Origin of the sequence: Bacillus vallismortis, from assembly GCF_040784915.1 — a bacterium.
In the GTDB taxonomy this organism is placed as follows: Bacteria; Bacillota; Bacilli; order Bacillales; family Bacillaceae; genus Bacillus; species Bacillus subtilis_G.
Genome location: NZ_CP160797.1, coordinates 3,300,800 through 3,322,729 on the forward strand (window position 1 = coordinate 3,300,800; position 21,930 = coordinate 3,322,729).

Here is a 21,930-nt window from a genome sequence, read left to right on the forward strand (position 1 = left end):
AAACGATGAACTTGATCATAAAGGAGGATTCATATGGCTGTTCAACAATATGGCGTTTTAAAAGGCATTGTCTTAGACATGAAGCGGGAAACAGATGATGACAGTCCCCATTTCCAAGTCAAAGTGCTCGGTGAAGAGAATACGTATTACAGGTGCGCCATCAATGTGATGTCCAGCTCTGAGGAATCTGAAGTATTGTATATGGCTGACGATCAGTTTGATTCAAGCTCGATCACCATCCTTCCGAACATGCCGTATGGATATACAAAGATCAATGAGGCAAACCGTGAAGTGGCGCTCGATTATGTGCGGGGCAATTTGTTTGATCCGCGGGGAATGAAACCTTTGCCTCATGAAATCACAGGGCCTGATAATGATTTAAATGATTTTATTGAAACGTATATGAAAAAAGCGCAAGAAGAGAAAGCGCCGGTTTATATATTCGGTTCAAAATTTGGGCCGGAGCAGGCTGCGGATAAAATATTCGGCTTTACTCCGACCAACGGCATGCACAATATCCATATGAATCAAGGGAATGCAATGGATAGCCGCTGGAAAAAAGACAACGGCGCTTGGCATGACGGAGGCATTCTGATACAATTTGCCGATCAATGGGCCGCTGTGTTTTTAGCATTTTTATCCCAATCTTGGTGTACGGATGAAAACGGAAACCCGGTCAAAGATTGTGATCATACCGAAACGTCTGCGTAAGATAGAAAAAGAGACTGCAGCGGCAGTCTCTTTCAGATTGCAGACAAAGTCCTAAAACGGTTTTTGTTTTAGGATTTTGTCATCTTTTCAGCGTGATTGAAAACCCTTGAAGTCTAGAAGCAAAAGAGACTGCGGCAAGCAGTCTCTTTTTTATACTATTACACATTTCCAACAGGCTTTAAGCTGTTTGGCCTCATATCACTCCAATGCGATTGGATATAGTCCAGACAAGCTTCACGCCCTTTTTGCTCATGAACGACTGTCCAGCCGCTCGGCACATCTATAAATCCGGGCCATAGGGAATATTGGCCCTCTTCATTGATCAGCACCAAATATGTGCCATCCGTATTTTCAAAAGGATTTGCCATCTCTTTCTTCCCCCCTTATTTATTCATCTCTTCCAGTTTGACAGCGAGCACCTTGCCGATTTGAGCGAGCGGTGCCGGCTGACAAAGATCTTTATGGCGGCAGTCGATGTCGATTTGTTCAATGTGTCCGTTAATATAAGGCTTCCACGAATCCGGTTCAATCGGATCAAACCATTCAGGTATGATTGTTGATCTGAAAAACAAGACATTTCCACGGAAGGTTTTCGGCTTATATGAGCCTAAAATGCCGACAGAATTGACATACGTATTCTTCAGATTTAAAATGACCGATTCATCCAGACTCGCAAGCGCGCTGCCGTCACGGCGAAGAATCTCAATCGCCGTTTCAAAATCAAGCGGTTTGTCCCCTAAGCTGTCTGGATCGTACCCGCCTAACGCCAGAAGGGCAATAAGCGCTTCCTCATCATCCGGCGCCTCTTTTATGGGAAGGAAGTGGTTCGGATAGGCGTCCAGCATCACTAGTAGAGATACTTCTTCTCCATGATTTTGCAGCTGGGTGGCCATAGCTTGAACAACATTCCCGCCAAGGGACCAGCCCAGGAGATGATACGGGCCTTTCGGCTGGACCGTTCGAATTTGTTCAATATAATCGGCAGCCATGTCATCAAGCGATTTCGGAAGCTCCTCCCGCTCCCCGATTCCGCGTGCCTGCAAGCCGTAGATCGGATAATCTGTTCCTAAATTGGTCATCAAACCAGCATAGCACCAGCTGAGTCCCCCTGCCGGATGAACACAGAATAAAGGAAGCTTGTCTCCGCTTGTTCGGAGCGACAGCAGAACATCGAGTGCGCTTTGGCTTGTGCCCATCTCAAGTCTTTCAGCAAGCCCGGCCACAGTCGGTGCTTCAAATAGGTTGCCGATGCTGAGTTCAACACCGAGCGCTTCACGAATGCGGCTCATCAGCTGAACAGCAAGCAAGGAATGTCCGCCTAAATCGAAGAAACGGTCATCAATACCGACACGCGGCAAGTGAAGCACTTCCATAAACAGGTCACAGAGGATTTCTTCCTGCGGTGTTCTCGGTCCGCGTCCTGTCACCGCCGCTGCGAAATCCGGAGCGGGCAGCGCTTTACGGTCAAGCTTTCCGTTCGGTGTCAGCGGCAATTCTTTCATCGTCACAAAGGCGGAAGGCACCATGTAATCCGGCAGTCTATCAGCAGCATATTTGCGCAGTTCCGCTGTATCAAACGTTTCTTTCGAAGGGATAACATAAGCTGCCAAACGTTTATCTCCCGGCTGATCCTCACGAACGATCACTGCCGCATCTTCAAGCTGTGAATGCTGAACTAGCGCGGCTTCAATTTCTCCCAGTTCAATCCGGAAGCCTCGAATTTTCACTTGGTGATCGGCACGGCCGACATAGTCGAGAGAACCGTCAGCGCGGAGGCGGGCCACATCCCCAGTGCGATACATCCGAGTGCCCGGAGGACCGAATGGATCAGCTATGAAGCGTTCCGCTGTTAAACCAGGCCGTCCCAGATAGCCTCTTGCTAATCCCGCTCCTGATACATACAGCTCTCCGGCAACACCCGGCGGAACCGGCTGCAAGCGCTCATCGAGCACATATACGCCAAGATCGGGAATCCCGCAGCCGATCAAACTGTTTGCCCGTAAAGCTGCAATGCTTCGGTCTAATTCGATATAGCTCACATGCACAGTCGTTTCAGTAATCCCATACATATTGATCAGCTTCGGTCTATTTTCAGGGTGGCGATTATACCAATCCTCTAAACGGCTGAGTTCAAGCGCTTCTCCGCCAAAAATGACATAGCGCAGACTGAGCGCCTGTCCGAAATCCGCCTGCTCCCGTTCCGCCTGCATCAATTGATAGAAAGCAGATGGTGTCTGATTCAGAACGGTCACACCTTCTTTGACAAGCAGGCGCAGAAACGCTTCCGGCGATCTGCTGACATGATGGGGCACGATCACAAGACGTCCGCCGTGCAGCAAAGGACCCCAAATCTCCCACACCGAAAAGTCAAACGCATAGGAATGGAACATGGTCCAGATATCGTCCGAGCTGAAATGGAACCAGTGGTCGGTCGCTGCAAATAAACGCGTTACGTTTTGATGAGGAATCATCACACCTTTTGGAACTCCCGTTGAACCGGATGTATAAATGACATACGCTGTATTCAAAGGAGAAAGCGGCTGAATCCGATCCGTATTATTCGGATTCTCAGCAGAGTATGTGTTTAGTTTCTCTTCCAGTCCCGGATCATCCAACACGATTTTCGGCACGTTTTCCGCTGACGGAATATGCTCCGCAACTTTTGTGTTCGTCATAATAAACGCGGGCTGTGCATCTTTCAGCATAAAAGCGATTCGGTCAGCCGGATAGTCCGGATCGAGAGGCAGATAAGCCGCTCCGGCTTTCAGCACCGCTAATAGCCCGACAGCCATCTCCAGTGATCGGGGCAGTGCTAATGCCACAAATTGCTCCGGCCCGACGCCTTCGCTGATCAGCATTCGGGCAAGCCGATTTGCTCTTTCATTCAGCTCTGCATAGCTTAGCGCCTGATCTTCATAAACAACAGCAATGGCATCTGGACTTAAAGCTGCCTGTTTCTCAAACTGCTCCGGCAAACTTGCGTGCGGAATCTTTTCAGAAACACTTCTCCAATCTGTCACCATGCTGCTGTGCTCCTCCGGTGCAAGAATGTCCAGATTTCCGATTTGCTGGTCCGGATCAGACTCGGCAGCCTCCAGCAGGCGCATCAGACGGTCAGCAAGAGCCTGAGCGGTTTCCCGCTTGAAAAGATCAGTACTGTACTCGAGCAGTCCCTCCAATCCGTTTGGTGTCCCGTCAGCAAGCCGGTTTTCACTGATTTCCAGCGTCACATCAAACTTGGCAGAACCGACACTGTGGATCCGCAGGCTGCTTTCCATGTCAGGAAAATGCAGTTCAGCGTCTGGTGTGTTTTGGAACGCAAGCATGATTTGGAATAAAGGATGCGTCGCCCGCGAACGAGCCGGATTGAGCACCTCTACAAGTCTCTCAAACGGCAGGTCCTGATTTTCATAAGCTGCCAGATTCACTTCCCGCACTCTGTCAAGAAGCTGACGGAAGCTGGGGTCACCGGACGTATCGGTTCTGAGCACCAATGTATTGATAAACAGCCCCACAAGATCGCCCAGCGCATCATCATTCCGCCCCGCGATCGGACTGCCGATCGGGATATCAGTGCCCGCCCCGAGCCTTGTCAATAAAGCGGCCAGGCCGGATTGAAGCACCATAAACAGGCTCACCCTATTTGTACGAGCCAGCTCCTGCAATCGCTTGTGAAGCTCAGGCTCAATGCGAAAATGAATCGTATCCCCATCATGACTCGGCTCAGCCGGACGTGAATAATCGGTTGGCAGTTCAAGCTGATCAGGCAAATTCTTCAGGGTTTCTTTCCAGAAATCAAGCTGTCCGGCAATCAAACTATTTGGATCATCCCCGCTTCCAAGCAGTTCTTGCTGCCAAAGCGCATAGTCTGCATACTGCACAGCAAGGGGCGCCCATTCGGGATCTCTTCCGTGACAGCGAGCCGCATAAGCCGCCCCAAGATCGCGGGTCAGCGGCGTTAAGGACCAGCCGTCCCCGACAATATGATGTACGAGGAGAAGCAGCACGTACTCGTCAGGACCGATGACAAAAAGCTCTGCACGAAAAGCAGGTTCAGCTGCAAGATCAAAACTGTAGCGCACAGCTTCGGCAAGCCGCTCAGAAAGCTCCTTCTCAGCAATTTCAGTAACATGTAAATCAGGCCGTGCTTGATCAGCCTCCAAAATATGCTGATAGGATGTCCCTTGTGATTCAGGGAAAATCGTCCGAAGGCTTTCATGGCGGCAGACGAGATCATATAGTGCCGCTTTCAGCACTTCTTGGTCCAGTTCACCCGTCAGACGGACAGCAACCGGAATATTATAAGTAGGGCTCGGTCCTTCCAGGCAATGGAGGAACCATAGCCGTCGCTGAGCAAAAGAAAGCGGGATATTATCAGGCCGCTCGGCTCTCTGCAATGCGGGCCGTGCACTCTGCGCCTGATCGAGATGTACAGCAAGTCCGGCGACTGTCGGTTCGTCAAAGAGCTTTGCGATACCGAGTTCGACCCCCATTACCTCGCGAATACGGCTCATCAAACGGGCCGCAAGAAGAGAGTGACCGCCCATCTCAAAGAAATTGTCATCAATGCCGACACGGGCCAAACCAAGAACCTCGGCAAACAAGTCACACAATATCTCTTCCTGAGGGGTCCGCGGTCCCCGATCGCTGACAGATGTGCTAAAATCAGGCGCTGGCAGTGCTTTTCGATCGAGCTTGCCATTCGGTGTTAATGGCAGTTCGTCCATCTCCACAAACGCCGCCGGCACCATATAATCAGGAAGACTGGCACCCACATAACGGCGAAGCTCGGCAATGTCAATAGCAGAAGCAGCGACTATATATGCGACTAACCGTTTGTCTCCCGGCTGATCTTCCCGAACGACAACAGCGGCCTGTTCGATGTCCGGATGCTTGGCAAGCACGGCATCAATTTCTCCAAGTTCAATTCGGAATCCGCGAATTTTGATTTGATGATCAGCCCGTCCGATATAATCCAAAGACCCATCAGCTCGCCAGCGGGCCTGATCTCCGGTTCGATACATCCGAGTCCCCGGCGGTCCGTATGGATCTGCGACAAAACGTTCGGCCGTTAAATCAGGCCGGCGGAAGTAACCTCTAGCCAAGCCGTCTCCTGCAATATAAAGCTCTCCGACAACGCCCGGCGGCACCGGCTGCAAGCCGTTATCCAGCACATACACCTGCGTATTCCAAATCGGTTTGCCAATCGGCGGAACGCCCTTCACCCCTTTTTCAAGAAAAGCTGCGGCAGACCAAATTGTTGTTTCAGTAGGGCCGTATAAGTTCGTGACTGGACACTGAAGCTCTTGAAGCGCCTGCAAAAGACCGCTCGGCAGCGCTTCGCCTCCGACAAGCACTCTGAGCCCCCCAAGTTTCTCTGGTTCATTCGTCACTAAAGCATGCCATAGTGTCGGTGTCGCCTGCATGATATTGATATCAAAATATTCAATCATCTGAGCTAATGCCTGCGGCTCACGGATCGTTTCTTTCTTCGCGATCACGATTTGCGCCCCGCTGATAAGCGGAAGAAATAACTCCAATGCCGAAATATCAAAAGCGACAGTTGTCACAGCCAACAGTCTGTCTTCTTCTCCCAGAGAAAAAGCCTCCTGCATGGACAGCAGAAAATTGCTTAAGCTTTTCAGCGTAACAACGACACCCTTCGGCCTTCCTGTTGATCCTGAGGTATAGATGATATACGCAGGATGGGCAAGAGGAACCGATATATTCGGATTGTCAGGCGAATAGCGTTTAACGGCCTCCTGTGTAACAGCCTGATCAAGCACAAGCTGCGGTACTGCCATGTCATCAGGGAGACGGGCTGCTATTTCCTCAGTCGTTATGATGCATGAAGGTTTCGCATCCTCGAGCATGTAAGAAATTCGGTCGGCTGGAAACTCCGGATCAAGCGGAAGATACGCCGCACCAGTCTTTAATACAGCTAGCATCGAAGCTACCATCTCCGGAGAACGCGGCAGCGACAAAGCGACAAATTGCTCCGGACCAAGACCTTTTTCAATTAAAAGGTGCGCGAGGCGGTTTGCCTCCTCATTCAGTTCTTGATAGTTTACTTGAACGTCATCACATAGGAGAGCGATACGCTTTGGCGTAAGGATTGCCTGCTTCTCAAACATGTCCTGGAGGCTGAGCAGCTTCTCGGATTTTCCTGTCTCATTCCATTCACGAATGACTTGTTCTTTCTCCTCTGGTAATAGAAGCTCCATTTGCCCAATCAGCATATCCTCCCCGGCTGAAGCCGTTTGCAGCAGCTGCAGGATACGCTGCTGATGAAGTTGAATATCAAACTCGCTGTACACCTCTGGATTCGCATCAACATCTATCCGCAACCCGCTGCCGTCCGTTCTGTCATAGACATTGATTGATAGATCATCAACAGGACCGGCTGAAAGGTTATGCGTTGTTCCTCGGGCCCCGGCAAAGTCAAGACCGTAATCAAATGGCATGAGATTGATTTGCGGGCCAAACAATCTATGGTTTTCTCCTATCAATTTCAGATCGCGCCGAAGCTCTTCATGGCGATACTTATGATGTCGCCGGATACTGCGGATTTCCCGGGAAATTTGCTGAATAAGCTCTGAAAAGCTCATCGAAGAGCTGACAGACAGCCGGAGCGGGAGAAGATTCATCACCATAGCCGGCACATTCAATGATGCGGACCCTATCCGTCCCATCATGGGCAGACCGAGCACAATATCCTCAGAGCCGGTCATACGGTGTACATAAACAGCCGACACTGCAACCACGACTTCATGCCAGCTTCCTGAGAAATAGCGCGCCGCTTCTTTTAACGCGTTTACATCAGATAGAGGCAAATACGCCGTATGACGAAGAAAGCTGTTAGATGTTCTTGGGGCCCGATCAGCCAAACTCACAACTTCAGGGCCATCAGCAAAACGATCCAGCCAGAATTGACGATCCTTCTCATACTGCTCTGATCCGCGATAATCTGCATCCTCCTCCAATATGGCCTGGAGAGCCCCAAAGGAACGGCCATCAGTTGATTGTCCTTTCATAAGTGCGGCATACGTACTTGCCACGCGCTGGGCAATCAGGGAAAAGCCGAAGCCGTCGATCGCAATATGGTGAATGCGCTGATACCAAAAGAAACGATCAGGCCCGGCTATAAACAGAGCTTCATTGAACAAAGGGTCATATCCTAAATCGATCGGCTTTGCCAAATCTGTCTTCATCCAGTTTAATGCTGTTTTTTCCGGATCAGGCTCAGAGCTGACGTCAATGATGTGCAGCTGTACATCCGGAGACGGGTTTATCTTTTGCCAAGGCCCATCCATCTTTTCACCGAAGCGGACATGCAGCGATTCCGCTTCCTTTATCACGTGCCGCAAAGCTTCTTCAAAAAGAGCAATATTGATTGGTCCATTGATTTCTATATATTCCGCTGTATTGTAGATCGGATTGTCCGGATCAAGCTGCTGAGCAAACCATATGCCGGTTTGCGCTCCGGTCAAAGAATATTGAAGGTCTTTTGTATCAGGCATCCGTTTGTTTACCCTCCCTTTATAAATAATCCGCGTTTGGCAGCACTTGCTGGCTGCGGGTTGTGAGCAATTTTTGCCATTCTTCGATCGTCGGGCGTTCAGCCAGTTCCACGAATGTCACCTCGGCTCCTTCGCGGCGCCATTGTTCTACTAATGTCATGATCCTTACCGAATCAAGCCCACGGTCGAGCAAATCCTCTTGATCTGCAATATCTTCAGGTGTTTCTTGAAGAAGCTCAGCGATTTGTTTACGGATATTCTCACATGTAAACACTGCTTTGCCAGTCGTCACTGACGTTTTCTGAGCAGGTTCAGGCGCATTCTTCAGCTGATCGAGAAGACTGTCGGTCATCACGGTAAACGCGCAGCGCCCAGCCGCATAGTCCAGCGCCATTTTATGTTTTTCTAACGAAAAATCAGCAACTGCATCTCCCACAAAAAATGCTTCGATATCCTCCATAAATGCTTCACATGCTGTAACGAGACAGCCAATATGGGCGTAAATCCCGGAAATGATCAGCTGATCGCGCCCCTCTTTTCGCATAATCTCAAGCAGATTCGTTCTCTTAAACGCGCTGTATCTCCATTTTGTCAGCACGATATCATCATCATCCGGTGACAGCTCGTTTACAATTTTCTCCTCATAAGGGCCGCTATTTAATCCCGGACCCCAAAAGTCTGTCAGCAGCGCCCGATCAGCCGGATTTTGGCTTCCCGGCTGCGCGGTATAGACAACAGGAATCCCCAGCTGGGCACATTGGTCCTTCAGCTTGCGTATATTCGCTGAAAGCTCTGTTACCGGAGACGCTCCCGCTGTGAAAGCATCGACAAAATAGTTTTGCATATCGTGTATTAACAGGACTGCCCGATTGGGATCAGGCACCCATGAAACTTTGTTTTGCGGCATATCAGACGCTGTCGGCATTTGATACGGCTGAATGGCAGGTATAGCCATTTGAACACTTCCTCTCAACTTGTTGTTTGTTTTATTTTTTTGAACCTGCAAGAAGCTTCTCGGCAATGGCTTCACGAAGCGCTTTTTTGCTGACTTTTCCTACCCCTGTCTGCGGGAAGGATTCGACAAATTCAATGCGGTCGGGGATTTTGTATGCAGCCAGTCCGCGCTCTCTCAAAAAAGCTTTAAGCTCTGCGGCTTTCAGCCCTTCATCCCGGGGAATAATGAACACACAAGATCTTTCGCCAAGAAATTGGTCAGGCATTGAGACCATTGCGGCATCATGGACAGCCGGATGTGCCAGAAGATGATTTTCAACTTCTTCAGCCGCCACTTTTTCTCCCCCGCGGTTAATTTGATCCTTCGCTCTGCCTTCAACGACAATATAGCCGTCTGCTGTCAGCCTGACGATATCACCCGTGCGGTAAAAACCGTCCTCAGTAAAAGAAGCGGCATTATGCTCTTCTGCCTTATAGTAACCCCGAATCGTATACGGCCCCCGCGTCAGCAGATGCCCTGTTTCACCAGGTTTCACGTCACGATCCTGATCATCCCAAACACGCACTTCGTCATATGGGGACATCGGTTTTCCCTGGGTGGTGACAATGACTTCCTCAGGGTCATCCAATCTCGTATAATTGACGAGACCCTCTGCCATTCCGAACACCTGCTGAAGCGTGCAGCCGAAAACAGCTTTAACCTTGCGCGCAGCTTCAGCACTGAACTTGGCGCCGCCGACCTGCAGCACTTGAAGGCTGGATAAATCGTCATCGCGTGAAGATGCGGCATCCATCCATACCATTGCAAGGGGCGGAACAAGAGCGGTAATCGTGACTTGTGCCCGTTCAATCAAAGGAAACGCGTCATCAGGACTTGGAGAAGGAGATAATACCACTCTTCCTCCGGCATACAACACGCCGAGAATTCCGGGAGAGCTCAGCGGGTAATTGTGCGCCATCGGCAATGCTGCCAAGTACACCGTACTGTGATCGAGCCAGCAGACCTCTGCACTCCGCCGCAGACTGTATATGTAGTCATCGTGAGTCCGCGGGATCAGTTTTGATAAGCCGGTGCTTCCTCCAGAAAGCTGAAGGAACGCCACATCCGAAGAGCTGACTTCAGGCAGTTTCACAGGTTCTGTATGCAAACCCTTCAGCGGCAAAAATTCCTCTGCTTCACCTGCGACAATGACGTGTTTCAAAGACGGCAGCTTGCTTTGAACCTGTCTGGCAAGTGAACGGTAGTCAAAACCGGAATAAGAGTCTGGAATGATGTAAGCAGCCGCTTCAGCAAACTCGCAAAAATATGTAATTTCACTGCTTCGATGAGAAGGCAGTGCAAAGACTGGGAGCGCCCCCAAACGGAAGAGCGCGAAAATGACCTCAAAAAACTCTGCGATATTCGGGAGCTGCACTACGACACGATCCATCTGTTGAATGCCGAGCTTTTGAAATCCGGCAGCCAGACGATCAACCCTTGTGTCAAGCTCTTGATAGCTCCAATGGGTGTTTCCGCATGTAATGGCAATGCGATCACCATGTTTGGCAGCCCTGTCCCTTAACAGATCTCCAAACGTCTCGCCGGCCCAGCAGCCATTCTTCCGATATGTCTCAGCTACCCCATCAGGCCAAGGAGTAAATCCATTCAGCATGTTGTATCCCTCCAGCAATTCATTCTGATCATATATGATTCACGCCCATTGCCCGCAGCATTGTCTGAAACTTCGCGGATGTCTCCTGAAGCTCGTCCTCTGGTTTTGATCCGGCAACAACACCTGCTCCTGCATACAGGCGAAGTGAGCGTTCTTCTGCCTCTGCGCAACGAATCGTAACGATCCATTCTCCGTCACCCGCGTCATCACACCAGCCGACCATGCCGGTAAAGAAACCGCGGTCAAACGGTTCAATGCTGAGAATCGCTTCTCTTGCTAGATCAGTCGGTGTTCCGCAGACGGCCGGCGTCGGGTGGAGCGCCGCTGCCAATTCCAGTGCGGTCACCGACGGATCGGACAGCTCTCCCTTAATCACGCTGGACAAATGCCACATCGTCTCCGTTTTGATCAGTGAAGGTTTCTCCGGAACATCCAGCGTCCGGCAGAAAGGCCGGAGCGCTGCCGCAACCGCGTCAGCCACAACCGCATGCTCATGGAGATCCTTAGCGGAAGAAAGCAATTCGGCAGCCCGGCGCTGGTCTTCAGCCGGATCATCACTGCGAGGCCTTGAGCCGGCTAATGGATTGGAAACGACCTGAGTTCCCCTTCTTGAAACGAGAAGCTCCGGACTTGCACCGAGCAAAGTTCGGCTCGACGACGCTTCCGTTTGTCTGGACACGTCTGCGGCAAACGTGTAGCCATGCGTATTATGCTGCGCCAGATGTCTAAGCAGTTCATCCGTCTGAATCGGTTCAGACGATGTCAAATGCAGCGATCTGGACAGGACAATCTTGCTGAGTGTCCCATCGGCAATGCGCGCCAGTCCTTGTTCGACACCATTTTTATACCCTTCCGGTGCAGGAACAGGCTCTATGTGGTATGTATGCTCAGGCTGCTGCTCCTTCTCCGCATAATCAAATTGAAGCGGTCCAGACCAGCACACTTCTTCAGGAACAACAAGCCGAGCTGCTTTTACATGATCAAAAGGAACGGCTCCGACAACAAGCGGACGGCTTTGCCCCGACTGCTTTGCTTGACGCAGCGTCTCTGCAATACGGCCGGAAAGGGTTTCTATTTGGTTGTGCCCTTCTGCCTCCGGTACGATTTCACTAATGCCTTTCGCTAACAGCACGCGATGGGGAGAAGCTAAGAAAAAAGAACCCGGCTGATACTCATGAAGCAAATGCTCCGCTTTTGTTCCTGGTACAACGTTTTGTTCCAACATTCTCATGAACCTCCTTTAAAATGAGTTATACGCCTAAGGTCGCGCCGCCATCTACACATAAATTATGCATCGTAATATGCCCCGCCTGGTCAGAAACCAAAAAGAGCACGGCATCCGCAATATCCGAAGGCTGAGCCAGTTTTTTGAGCGGGATTCCCGTCTTAAATGTCTCAAGTGATCCTTTTATGACTTGCTCAGCTCCATTTTCATCGGCCCATAATGACCACTGCATGTCTGTTTCGGTTGATCCGGGAGATACAATATTGCAGCGGATATGATATTCTGCAAGCTCAAGGCCAAGACATTTCGTAAACATCACAGCAGCAGCCTTTGAAGAGGCATATGCCGCCATTGATGTCCTCGGCACACTGGCAGCATTCGATCCGACCGTTACAATCGAACCCGATCTCCGGTCCATCATATATTTGCTGACTGAACGCGAGACGTTAAACACGCCGGTCGAATTCACTGAGAACGTGGCCTCCCATTCCTCATCACTGAGTGTATGGATTAGTCCCGGGCGAAGGACACCCGCTACATTCACCAAAATATCGATCGGCCCCATTTCACGTTCGATGCGGGCCGTGATGTCGTCAATCGCCGCGCTGTCTCTCACATCCGCGGGAAAGGCTTCCGCATGGCAGCCATCTGCTTTAAGACTGTCCACAACCTTTTGCAGCTTTTCAGGATGATAATCAACTGCCGCAATGTGTGCGCCTTGACTGGCAAGCGTCCTAGCAACAGCTTCACCTATCCCTTGGGCAGCTCCTGTTATCAAAGCAATTTTGCCCTCTATACCCTTTGCATTCATGTCATCAATTCCTTTCTTCGCTTATGCCGGACGGACATCCAGCGAAAAAAACTGCTGTGCCTTGAAAAGAAAAGCACAATTTAGTGATAATGATTATCATTATCAATTATAAAAATAATCATATCCAATTGTCATGTGACAGTCAAATATAATTTCAATGACGAATATTTTATATGTAGAAGCGAGGCTGAGAATGTCTCAGCCCATTGACATATGCGGTCCGTCAGGATGAAGCGCAAAACGCAGCGCCCTGCTGACCAAAACAGGAAGAACCGAAATATGCCCTTCTCCTGAAAACTCGCAAAACTCTGCCCGCATGCCTTGTTCAGATAAAGCGGCCAGCCGTTCGTAAAGCTCCCTCGCATTATCGTTTATCCGGCTTTTATGATGCTGCTCCAATTCACCTGCAGCAAGCAGGATATTGATAGGCTGATTGTTGTTCTTGAAGCGGGAGGCGAAATGGCCCGTTTTCTCGAGAATAAATGGCTTATTCCAATGAATAGACGGACTTCCCGCGACATACGTTTGAAACGCATCCGGCGCTGTTAACAGCACCTGCAGCACGAACAGACCGCCAAGCGAGTGGCCAAAGATCGTTTGTCTGTTTCTGTCAATCTGGTAATCTCGTTCTATCTCCGGTTTTAGATCCTCCTCAATAAATCTGAAAAAGCCCTCTGCCCCGCCATGCTCCGGCCATTCTTTGCCGTCGGGTCTTTCCGGCAGCTTCGATTGAGCCGTCGGCATTGTAAAATCCCGGTGACGCGCTGAGGAGAACGGTTCTGCTGTCTCATAGCCAATGCCGACGATCACAGCAGGGGTCACTCCGGTTTTTTCAGGACGGCGCCCCTGTATTCGAACAGCTTCCGCCATCGTTCCAAAGACAGAATTGGCATCCAGCAGATAAATAACCGGATAACCAGCGGGCGGCGGCGGGGTACTCGGTTTCGAAATGAAAATTTGGTAGGCACGGTTTTCATTGCGTGAAGATATCATACGCACTTCCGTCCCAGGAATGGTAAATGCGTTTTGCGTCCCGCCTTTCACTCTGTCTGTTGTTTTCTCATTCATGCAGTACGACATTCCTCTCCTTAAACTAAATCGCAATATATGATAATGATTTTCACTATCAACTAGACAACTCAAATAATAGGTTTTCTTCCAAAGAAAGTCAACTTTTTTCCAATTAAAAAAGGCACCTTCATCAAATAAGGTACCTAAAGGCTATTTATATGGAAATAAAAACCGGATAAAGATGCAGATTGTCCTACCTAAAATAGAACCTTAATCCCATGTAAATCTTTGATTTTGCCAAGGATCGCCTCTCATGTGATAGCCGTTCTGCTCCCAAAAGCCAGGGTGATTCTCTTTCGTAAATTGGATGCCGCGCAGCCACTTGGCGCTTTTCCAAAAATACAGATGCGGAAATACGCCCCGCAGCGGGAAGCCGTGTTCAGGCGTTAAAGGCTCGCCATTATGCGCATAAGCCAGGAGCGATGTTTCAGCCATGAAATCATCAAGCGGGAGATTGGTCGTCCAGCCCTCTTCCGCATGTAAAATGACGTAGCCCGCTTCTTCTTTAACACCCGCTTTTTCCGCTATATCTCGAGCCCGCACGCCTTGCCACACATTATCAAGCCTTGACCAGCCAGTGACACAGTGAATGTCATTTTTCGATTCGTACTGAGAAAAGGCCTTAACATCTTCGAAACTCAACAGCATCGGCTGGTCAACCAATCCATATACTTGCAGATTCCATTTGGTCATATCTTCGTAATATGGGACATTTCCAGTATGAAGCACAGGAAATGAGGTTGTGACGTTTTGATTTGGCGGCACTCTCCCAGATTGGTCAGTCTGTTTTGTTTTTCCAAAATACATATAGAGCCCTCCTTTTCGTTAACCTTATTTCAATTTATGTTGACAATATATCCGTTCTTTATTACTCTATGATTGTGTATGTCAACCTAAGGGGGAGCAACAATGAAACAACAAAAACTTCGTGCTGGAGATATGGCGCTGATCGGCATGTTCGCCGCACTTATGGCTGTCGGCGCCAACATTACATCAGTGGCACCCTTTTTACAAGTAGCCGGCATTCCGCTTTCAATGCAGCCATTCTTCTGTATTTTGGCGGGTTTGTTGCTCGGCAGCAAACGAGCAGGGATTGCCATGATTGTATATGCGCTTGTCGGATTGGCCGGAGCGCCTGTGTTTGCTCAATTTTCAGCGGGCTTCGCACCGTTTGCCGGAAAAAGCGGCGGATTTATTCTCTCATACATCCCAGCGGCGTATGCAGCTGGATGGTTTTTAGAACGCAAAATACAGCCGAGCAACATCCGATTTTTGATGGCTTCTCTTATCGGAACCGCCATCATGTATATCATCGGGACTACCTATATGTATCTTGCGCTGAAGCTGTGGATTCATACGCCAGTGAGCTACGGCACGGCTTGGGGCTTTATGACTTGGTTTATGGTCAAAGACACGGCGCTGGCTGTGGTGCTGGCGTTTATCGCACCTGCGATCTACCGCTCTATTCAAAAAGCAACCGGCTTTAATAGAAATCACATATCGTCCACGTAAAAAATCATTCTCTTGGACGGTTTTTTTATCATAACGAGAAAAGGCTCCCCAGTAAAGGAGAGCCTTTTTCCTATAAAACAATCGCCGCAATCCAGCCGAAGATGATAAGCGGAATATTATAAAATAAAAATGTCGGCACACAAGTGTCCCAAATGTGGTGATGCTGGCCGTCCGCACTCAAACCTGAAGTCGGTCCAAGTGTACTGTCGCTGGCAGGTGATCCGGCATCACCGAGCGCAGCAGCCGTTCCGATAATCGCAACCGTTGCCATCGGGCTGAAGCCGAGCTGCATGCAAAGAGGCACAAAGATCGTTGTGATAACTGGAATCGTCGCAAAAGAAGAACCGATTCCCATTGTAATGAACAAACCGACAATCAGCATCAGCAATGCGCCCACTAACTGGCTGTTCCCCATAATGCCAGCTGCTGTTTTAACCAGTGACTCTACATCTCCGGTTTTCGTCAATACATTTGAAAACCCGGCTGCAACGAGCATGACAAAACCGATAAAAGCCATTAAAACCATTCCGTCAGTAATCAGTGAGTCCGCTTCATCACGCTTCATCACACCGCTGACAAACAGAATGATCAGACCTGCCAGCGCCCCCATAATCATCCCTTCTACTCCCAAAGTCTGAGATAAATAGAGCTGGACGCCGAGTGACACTGCGATGGCAAGAACCGCGATGGCCAGGCTTTTTTTTGTATATGGAGAAGCATTCGTACTAGATATTTCTTTTGTTTCGTATGTTTTCGGTTTACGGAAGACGATGATTGAGATAATCAAACCTACAACCATACCCGCAACCGGGATCATTAAAGCGTAAGGAATATCACCGAGAGATACGTTTAATCCGGCAGCTTCTGCATTATCCTTGAGCATGCCTTGGAAGATTTGGCCGAAACCGACCGGCACTAAGATATAAGGCGCCGTTAAACCGAATGTAATCACACACGCAATCAGACGGCGGTCCATTTCAAGTTCATTAAAGATTTTCAACAGCGGCGGAATCAGCACCGGGATAAATGCGATGTGAACCGGAACCACGTTTTGCGAAAAGCAAGATATGATTAAAATAATCAGAACAATCAGCACTTTGGACAGTGCTTTTTTGCGGGTGTCTTCTTTATTTCCGATCAATTTAACGGAGGCTTCCACCATTGCGTCCGGAAGACCTGTTTTCGTTAAAGCCGCAGCAAACGCGCCAAGCATGGCGTAGCTGACTGCAACGGTGGCATTTCCGCCGAGCCCGTCTGTAAAAGCTTTAACCGTTTCTCCAAGCCCGAGCCCGCCTGTTAACCCGCCGGCAAGGGCCCCTATGATTAATGCGATAACGATATTGACACGCAGCAGGCTTAAAACAAGCATAAGCAGCACTGCGATGACGACTGCATTCATGATAACCCTCCATAAAAATCCTTTAGTTTGCTAATGTAGTAGATAAATAAAGTACGAACGTATCGTATCATAATCGCTACACTTTAGTCAACTAAAGATTTTGGAAGAAAAAATCCCCGCCGCATTCCGCAGCAGGGGTCCATCATTATTCGCTTTTATCTTCTTCCAATGTAAATCGCTCCGCCAGTGTGGCAAGTGTTCTGGCCATAACGCCGGTAGCCCCGGACGGCCCGAAGCAGGTTGCTTTATTTGAAGTCGCCGTGCCCGCAATATCAAGATGCACCCAAGGCGTTGCTTCGGCAAATTCACCAAGAAACGTTCCTGCCATAATCGCATGTCCTTCGCGTCCCGGCGAATTGCTGAGATCCGCCATTTGGCTGCTTTTCACACGTTTTTTATCCTTCTCTGTTATCGGCAGCTGCCAGATCGCCTCTCCGCATTCTTCCGCAGCATCAGCTACCTGCTGATAAAAGCTGTGATCATTTGTCATAGCTCCTGTCGTTTCTGTCCCTAATGCCACAACAACGCCGCCGGTTAACGTAGCTACATCCACAAGAACTGATGCCCCATGCTGTTTCGCATATGTAATGCCATCTGCAAGCACAAGCCTTCCTTCAGCATCCGTATTGAGGATTTCAATGGTTTTTCCGCTTAATGATACGATCACATCATCGGGCTTCATCGCCCCGCCGGAGATCATGTTATCGGTTGACGGAATGACAGCCAGCACGTTTTGCTCGGGACGAAGCTCTCCGATCGTTTCCATTGCGCCAAGAACCGCAGCTGCTCCTCCCATATCAGATTTCATGCCGACAATTCCAGATTTCGTTTTAATGGAGTAGCCGCCTGTGTCAAAGGTAATCCCTTTTCCGACAAGTCCGACGACATCTTCCCATTCCTTTTTGCCCTGATACTTCAAAACAAGCATTTTCGGGGGTTCGGCCGAGCCTTGGTTTACAGCAAGTATTCCGCCCATACCGAGCTCTTCCATCTCTGATTTCTCCAATATCTCACACTCAAAATCATATTTCGCCGCAAGCTCTTCTGCATAAGAAGCGAGGTCAGTCGCTGTCAGCATGTTTCCCGGCATATTCACTAGCGTTCTAGCCGAATTTGCCCCTTGCCCGTATGCCTGGCCGACGCGAAGTCCCGCCTGCACTTCTTGTGTGTCTTCATCTGTGACGGCGTACACGGCTTCGATTTGTTTGTCCGGCTCATTTGATTTGTGCTTATAATCCTGCACCTCATAGGATGCAAGCAGGCAGCTCTCAGCTAAAGCATGAGCGGCATCGGCTGCAGGCACGTCTTCCGAAATAAACGTGTCAAGCAGGACAGCCGCTTCTTGTTTCCGGTCTTTATGAATCGCTTGAAAAACATAGGCAAAACATTCCTTCGCCTGTTCAAACGAATAATTGGCTTCTCTCCCCAGACCAACGAAATAAATTCGTTTCATACCCGCAGAGGATGGAGGGAATACTTTTGATACTTGATTTGGTTTCGAAGAGACATCACCATCTTTCAAAAGCTGTGTCAGATGCCCTTCCAGCATTTCATCCATTTCCAGCGCTTTGCCTGACAGCTGGCTTTTTTGAAAAAGTCCAACCACAAGGGTTTCCGTACGCTCTAATTGCTGAATCGCATAAAACATATGCTTACACTCCTAACGTAATGGGTATTTGTTATGAACAATGGTATAATAGGAAAAACATTCTTTCCATTACACTTATTTTATCAAACAACAGTCTAAGTCTTGTTTTTTTCTTTTGAAACACGAAGGATTTTTTCAAATAGAAAGGATGTCGCCAATGGAACTTTTAACAAATTTCCCTTTATTATCAAGCCTGGCCGCGATTGTTTTTGCTCAGGTCATCAAAGTGCCCATACAGTTTATCGCATCCAGAAAACTGGACTGGACGCTGGTAACAAGCACAGGCGGCATGCCGAGCTCCCACTCCGCAGCGGTTACCGCGCTTTCTACAGCTGTAGCCTTGGAGCATGGACTAAGCTCCTCTCTATTTGCAGTTTCCGCTATATTCGCCGTCATTACCATGTTTGACGCAACTGGCGTCAGACGGCATGCCGGTGAGCAGGCAACAGTCATCAATAAGCTTGTCATTGATTTTAACCGCTTCGTGAATGAAGCAAAGGACTTCCCGAAAGCCAAAGAAAAAGAAAAGCAAAAAAAGCTGAAGGAGCTTCTCGGACACCAGCCGATCGAGGTTTTTTTCGGAGGTTTAACAGGTATCTTACTAACATTGATACTCGCTTACTTATTTATGTAAAAAACGCTCCAGCGGTGGCTGGAGCGTTTTATTCTTTCACTGTTTTATATTGATTTCTGAATACTTGCAAAGATTTCGTTTCATTGAGCTTATCAAGCTCATCCTCAGTGACCTTTCCCGTTCCCTTTTTAATCACATATACATCAAGGGTTTTTTTGCCCCATTCATTGTACACATCTTTGACGGTTTCAAAGTACAAATCAAGGCGGTTTCCCTTAATAGCCGATCCTGTGTCTGCCACAACTCCAAGACCGTAGTTCGGAATGAATAAAATCGTGCCGATCGGGAAAACGGACGGATCAGCGGCAACCGTGGAGTATAAATCCCGTTTTACTTTCACACCTGAATATGTAAGCCCGTATAATGGGTCACCGGGCTTTTTTCCCGTCGATTCAGCTCCTGCCGTGTAGCCTGTTGCTGTTACTTTTTGGACCGGATACTCGTTCCAATCAAAAGCTTCTTCTAACGGTTTTGTTTTATCCTTGTCCGCGGACATGGTTTGTGTTTTTTTCTGCTGCAATGCTTTTAATGTCAGTCCTGCATGCTTCAAGTGCTTTTCTTGATGTTCCTGCACCCATTTCGACAAGTCCTTCGCTTCGATTCCTGACACTGATAAAAGTGTCGTGCCAAATGCAAGCAGAAATAAACAGGTCATCAGCAAACGTCTGATCATATTCAACATCATCCACCTCTCCTCCGAATCATTGTTCCCAATTGGAGAGAGCAATATTCAATATGGTGAATGAGCAGAAAGCACAAAAAAAGCTTTCTTTAGGAAGAAAGCGGCATTTAAAACATTTGATATCCTCTTTTTCTAAGCATGTTGATCGCGATACCGGATACGACGGCGCCAGCCAAACCGCTGGCTAAAATCAGCACATCGGCAGCCGCTAATGATACGATACGATGAAACAGGCCAGCAAATGATTCTCCCGGCGACTGGATATAGCTGATCAGCTTTTCCTTGCTGATAATGAAAAGGCATACAATTGGATATATCACAGCCATAATCCAAGACATCCTCAGCAGCATGTTTAATAAGAAACCGATTCCAAAAAACAAAACAAAAAACAGAACAATTGAGATGATGACGACTGGCAGACTAATCAACCTATTCCACCCCCTGCGTTGTTTTTAGTGTAACGCGGGGGCTGAAATAAAGTCAACGGCTGGAAAAAGAATGACTGTCTTTTCCTGTCCCCTGGCAAGATGGGCAAGTCTCTGAACCGCCGAGAATCAATTGAAAGTACCCTTTCCCTGAGCAAAATGGGCATGCATGTGAAGCGGTTGTCGTTGCAGTTTTCATCTGATCATCACCCTTTTTCTTAATTTTCTGATAATATAACATATTAGGCTGTCAACAATAAAGTTAGATCATGTGACAAATCTTTTCATGTAAGCGGAAACATATTCATTTTCCTCTTATTATCTTTTTATTTTGCCGTTTTTTAATAAAGAAAACCCGCGGAAGCGGGTTTTTAGAAAAATTTAAACTTGCCTTTTTTCAACGTCAGTCCAAGTCCGCCGATCAAAAACAGCGAGCGGTTATCGATGACTTTTTTCATAAACGAAGCCGGCGTGCCTTTCAGCTTTCTGCCATACACGACCCCAACCGCGTTATGCTCGCCAAGAGAAGCAACCGTTCCCTTAATGTCCGGTTTGAATTCCTCAAGATCTCCGCCTTTAATGAGCCTGCCAAGGTTTTTAGCAACCGTTATTCCCTGCTGCATCGCAATTTGCGCAGTCGGCGGATACGGGCGCTCTGTATCTTCATTCATAAACAGCGAGCTGTCGCCGAGAATAAAGACATTGTCATGTCCGGGTGCGCGAAGATCAGGATTGACTTTGACCCGGCCGCGCATATTTTCAAAACCGGCTTCCTCTACAATCGGATGGCCGCGGACACCTGCCGCCCATACAACGGTTTGCGATTTGATTTGCTCTGGTTCCTCATCTTTTTTCCCGACTCTGACTCCTTCCGGTGTACATTCTTGCACAGCGGTGCCGATCTTAAACTCAACTCCGTTTTCCTCAAGATAATGAACGGCATAATCAACAAGCTCAGGATCAAAGCCCGGCAAAACGGTCGGCGCGGCTTCCACACATACGATTCGTACGAGGCTTCTGTCAATGTCATACTCCTTGCAGAGCTCCGGCACGCGGGCCGTCAGCTCGCCGAGAAATTCAATCCCCGTAAATCCGGCTCCGCCTACAACGATCGTTAACCTGTCCGGCCGTTTTTCCGCCTCCGTATTGTAAGTCGCAAACTGCAGCTCAATATGTTCCCGCAGCAGGCGCGACGTGTTGATGTTAGCGATCGGAAACGCATATTCTTTCAAACCTTTAATACCGAACGTCTCGGGCACCGCTCCGAGTCCGATGACTACATAATCGTACTTTAGCTCTCCATTCGCAAGCACAACTTTTTTCTCATCAATTTTGATTGCTTTTACGGTATCCTGTACAAAATTGACCCGCGACTGGTTGATTACATCTTTTATCTGATAACGGCAGCGGTCATGATGGAGCGTACCCGCGCTCGCTTCATGCATCCATGTCGTTTCATAATGATAATTGTGTTTATTGACAAGCGTAATATCAGCATCATTCGGTCCGACAAACTTTGTCAGCCTAGTTACCGTCATCAATCCGCCATATCCTGCACCTAAAATCACGATTTTGGGCTTATTCAATGCCATCACATCCACCTTCTCTTTTTTGCTTTTGTTAGACGCATAATAAAATCATCATTTGTGTTAGCTTCAGCTTATTGGCGGGATTTTATGAAATATA

The 21,930-nt window shown here is 48.6% G+C and carries 17 protein-coding genes; 3 read left to right on the top strand and 14 right to left on the bottom strand.

Translation table 11 applies throughout. From position 1 onward, the window contains the following. Nucleotides 1–33 precede the first annotated feature (33 nt). Nucleotides 34–711: a YukJ family protein gene (locus ABZM97_RS16510; RefSeq protein WP_202328131.1), complete on the top strand. Its 678-nt coding sequence runs from the start codon at nt 34–36 to the stop codon at nt 709–711. 158 nt (nt 712–869) lie between these two features. On the opposite strand, the gene ABZM97_RS16515 is transcribed toward ABZM97_RS16510, so the two are convergent. From ABZM97_RS16515 to ABZM97_RS16550, 8 genes are all read right to left on the bottom strand, one after another. Beyond that, entirely contained in the window at nt 870–1,079 is a 210-nt protein-coding gene (locus ABZM97_RS16515; RefSeq protein ID WP_087993294.1) for an MbtH family protein, read from the bottom strand. A 15-nt stretch (nt 1,080–1,094) separates the two neighbouring features. Beyond that, entirely contained in the window at nt 1,095–8,231 is a 7,137-nt protein-coding gene (locus ABZM97_RS16520) for an amino acid adenylation domain-containing protein (RefSeq protein WP_367386994.1), read from the bottom strand. Between the two features lie 19 nt (nt 8,232–8,250). Continuing rightward, on the bottom strand, nt 8,251–9,186 hold the full coding sequence (locus tag ABZM97_RS16525; protein WP_367386995.1) for an isochorismatase family protein: 936 nt from the start codon (nt 9,184–9,186) through the stop codon (nt 8,251–8,253). Nucleotides 9,187–9,217: 31 nt separating this feature from the next. After that, a complete protein-coding gene (locus tag ABZM97_RS16530; RefSeq protein WP_367386996.1) occupies nt 9,218–10,837 on the bottom strand; it encodes a (2,3-dihydroxybenzoyl)adenylate synthase in 1,620 nt (539 codons plus the stop codon). Nucleotides 10,838–10,865: 28 nt separating this feature from the next. Further along, the gene (dhbC, locus tag ABZM97_RS16535) at nt 10,866–12,062 is read right to left on the bottom strand and encodes an isochorismate synthase DhbC (protein ID WP_367386997.1); all 1,197 of its coding nucleotides are present in this window, start codon (nt 12,060–12,062) and stop codon (nt 10,866–10,868) included. Nucleotides 12,063–12,087: 25 nt separating this feature from the next. After that, nucleotides 12,088–12,873 (bottom strand): 2,3-dihydro-2,3-dihydroxybenzoate dehydrogenase, encoded by a 786-nt coding sequence (locus ABZM97_RS16540; protein WP_367386998.1) that lies wholly within the window; start codon nt 12,871–12,873, stop codon nt 12,088–12,090. A gap of 198 nt (nt 12,874–13,071) precedes the next feature. Next, nucleotides 13,072–13,941: a ferri-bacillibactin esterase BesA gene (besA, locus tag ABZM97_RS16545; RefSeq protein ID WP_367386999.1), complete on the bottom strand. Its 870-nt coding sequence runs from the start codon at nt 13,939–13,941 to the stop codon at nt 13,072–13,074. Between the two features lie 213 nt (nt 13,942–14,154). Further along, a complete protein-coding gene (locus tag ABZM97_RS16550) occupies nt 14,155–14,751 on the bottom strand; it encodes a sulfite oxidase-like oxidoreductase (RefSeq protein ID WP_087993301.1) in 597 nt (198 codons plus the stop codon). 102 nt (nt 14,752–14,853) lie between these two features. On the opposite strand from ABZM97_RS16550, the gene ABZM97_RS16555 reads away from it, so the two are divergent. After that, a complete protein-coding gene (locus ABZM97_RS16555) occupies nt 14,854–15,456 on the top strand; it encodes a biotin transporter BioY (RefSeq protein WP_087993302.1) in 603 nt (200 codons plus the stop codon). Nucleotides 15,457–15,526: 70 nt separating this feature from the next. Here the strand turns inward: ABZM97_RS16555 and ABZM97_RS16560 are convergent, their stop codons facing one another. After that, nucleotides 15,527–16,855, bottom strand: coding sequence for a Na+/H+ antiporter family protein (locus tag ABZM97_RS16560; protein WP_087993303.1), 1,329 nt, complete (start codon nt 16,853–16,855; stop codon nt 15,527–15,529). 145 nt (nt 16,856–17,000) lie between these two features. After that, nucleotides 17,001–18,503 carry a leucyl aminopeptidase gene (locus tag ABZM97_RS16565; protein ID WP_367387000.1) on the bottom strand — a complete coding sequence of 501 codons (1,503 nt, stop codon included), beginning with the start codon at nt 18,501–18,503 and terminating at the stop codon, nt 17,001–17,003. Between the two features lie 157 nt (nt 18,504–18,660). On the opposite strand from ABZM97_RS16565, the gene ABZM97_RS16570 reads away from it, so the two are divergent. Then, on the top strand, nt 18,661–19,137 hold the full coding sequence (locus ABZM97_RS16570; RefSeq protein WP_087993305.1) for a divergent PAP2 family protein: 477 nt from the start codon (nt 18,661–18,663) through the stop codon (nt 19,135–19,137). A 28-nt stretch (nt 19,138–19,165) separates the two neighbouring features. Here the strand turns inward: ABZM97_RS16570 and spsC are convergent, their stop codons facing one another. The 4 genes from spsC to ABZM97_RS16590 all read right to left on the bottom strand — a co-directional run bounded on the left by spsC (nt 19,166) and on the right by ABZM97_RS16590 (nt 21,836). After that, on the bottom strand, nt 19,166–19,822 hold the full coding sequence (gene spsC / locus ABZM97_RS16575; RefSeq protein ID WP_148963994.1) for a stationary phase survival protein SpsC: 657 nt from the start codon (nt 19,820–19,822) through the stop codon (nt 19,166–19,168). Nucleotides 19,823–19,926: 104 nt separating this feature from the next. Beyond that, complete coding sequence (locus ABZM97_RS16580; protein WP_148963995.1) at nt 19,927–20,247, bottom strand: YuiB family protein; 321 nt, start codon at nt 20,245–20,247, stop codon at nt 19,927–19,929. Nucleotides 20,248–20,299: 52 nt separating this feature from the next. After that, nucleotides 20,300–20,443: a YuiA family protein gene (locus tag ABZM97_RS16585; RefSeq protein ID WP_003243733.1), complete on the bottom strand. Its 144-nt coding sequence runs from the start codon at nt 20,441–20,443 to the stop codon at nt 20,300–20,302. Between the two features lie 172 nt (nt 20,444–20,615). Further along, nucleotides 20,616–21,836 (bottom strand): NAD(P)/FAD-dependent oxidoreductase, encoded by a 1,221-nt coding sequence (locus ABZM97_RS16590; RefSeq protein WP_253268542.1) that lies wholly within the window; start codon nt 21,834–21,836, stop codon nt 20,616–20,618. Nucleotides 21,837–21,930: the final 94 nt, after the last annotated feature.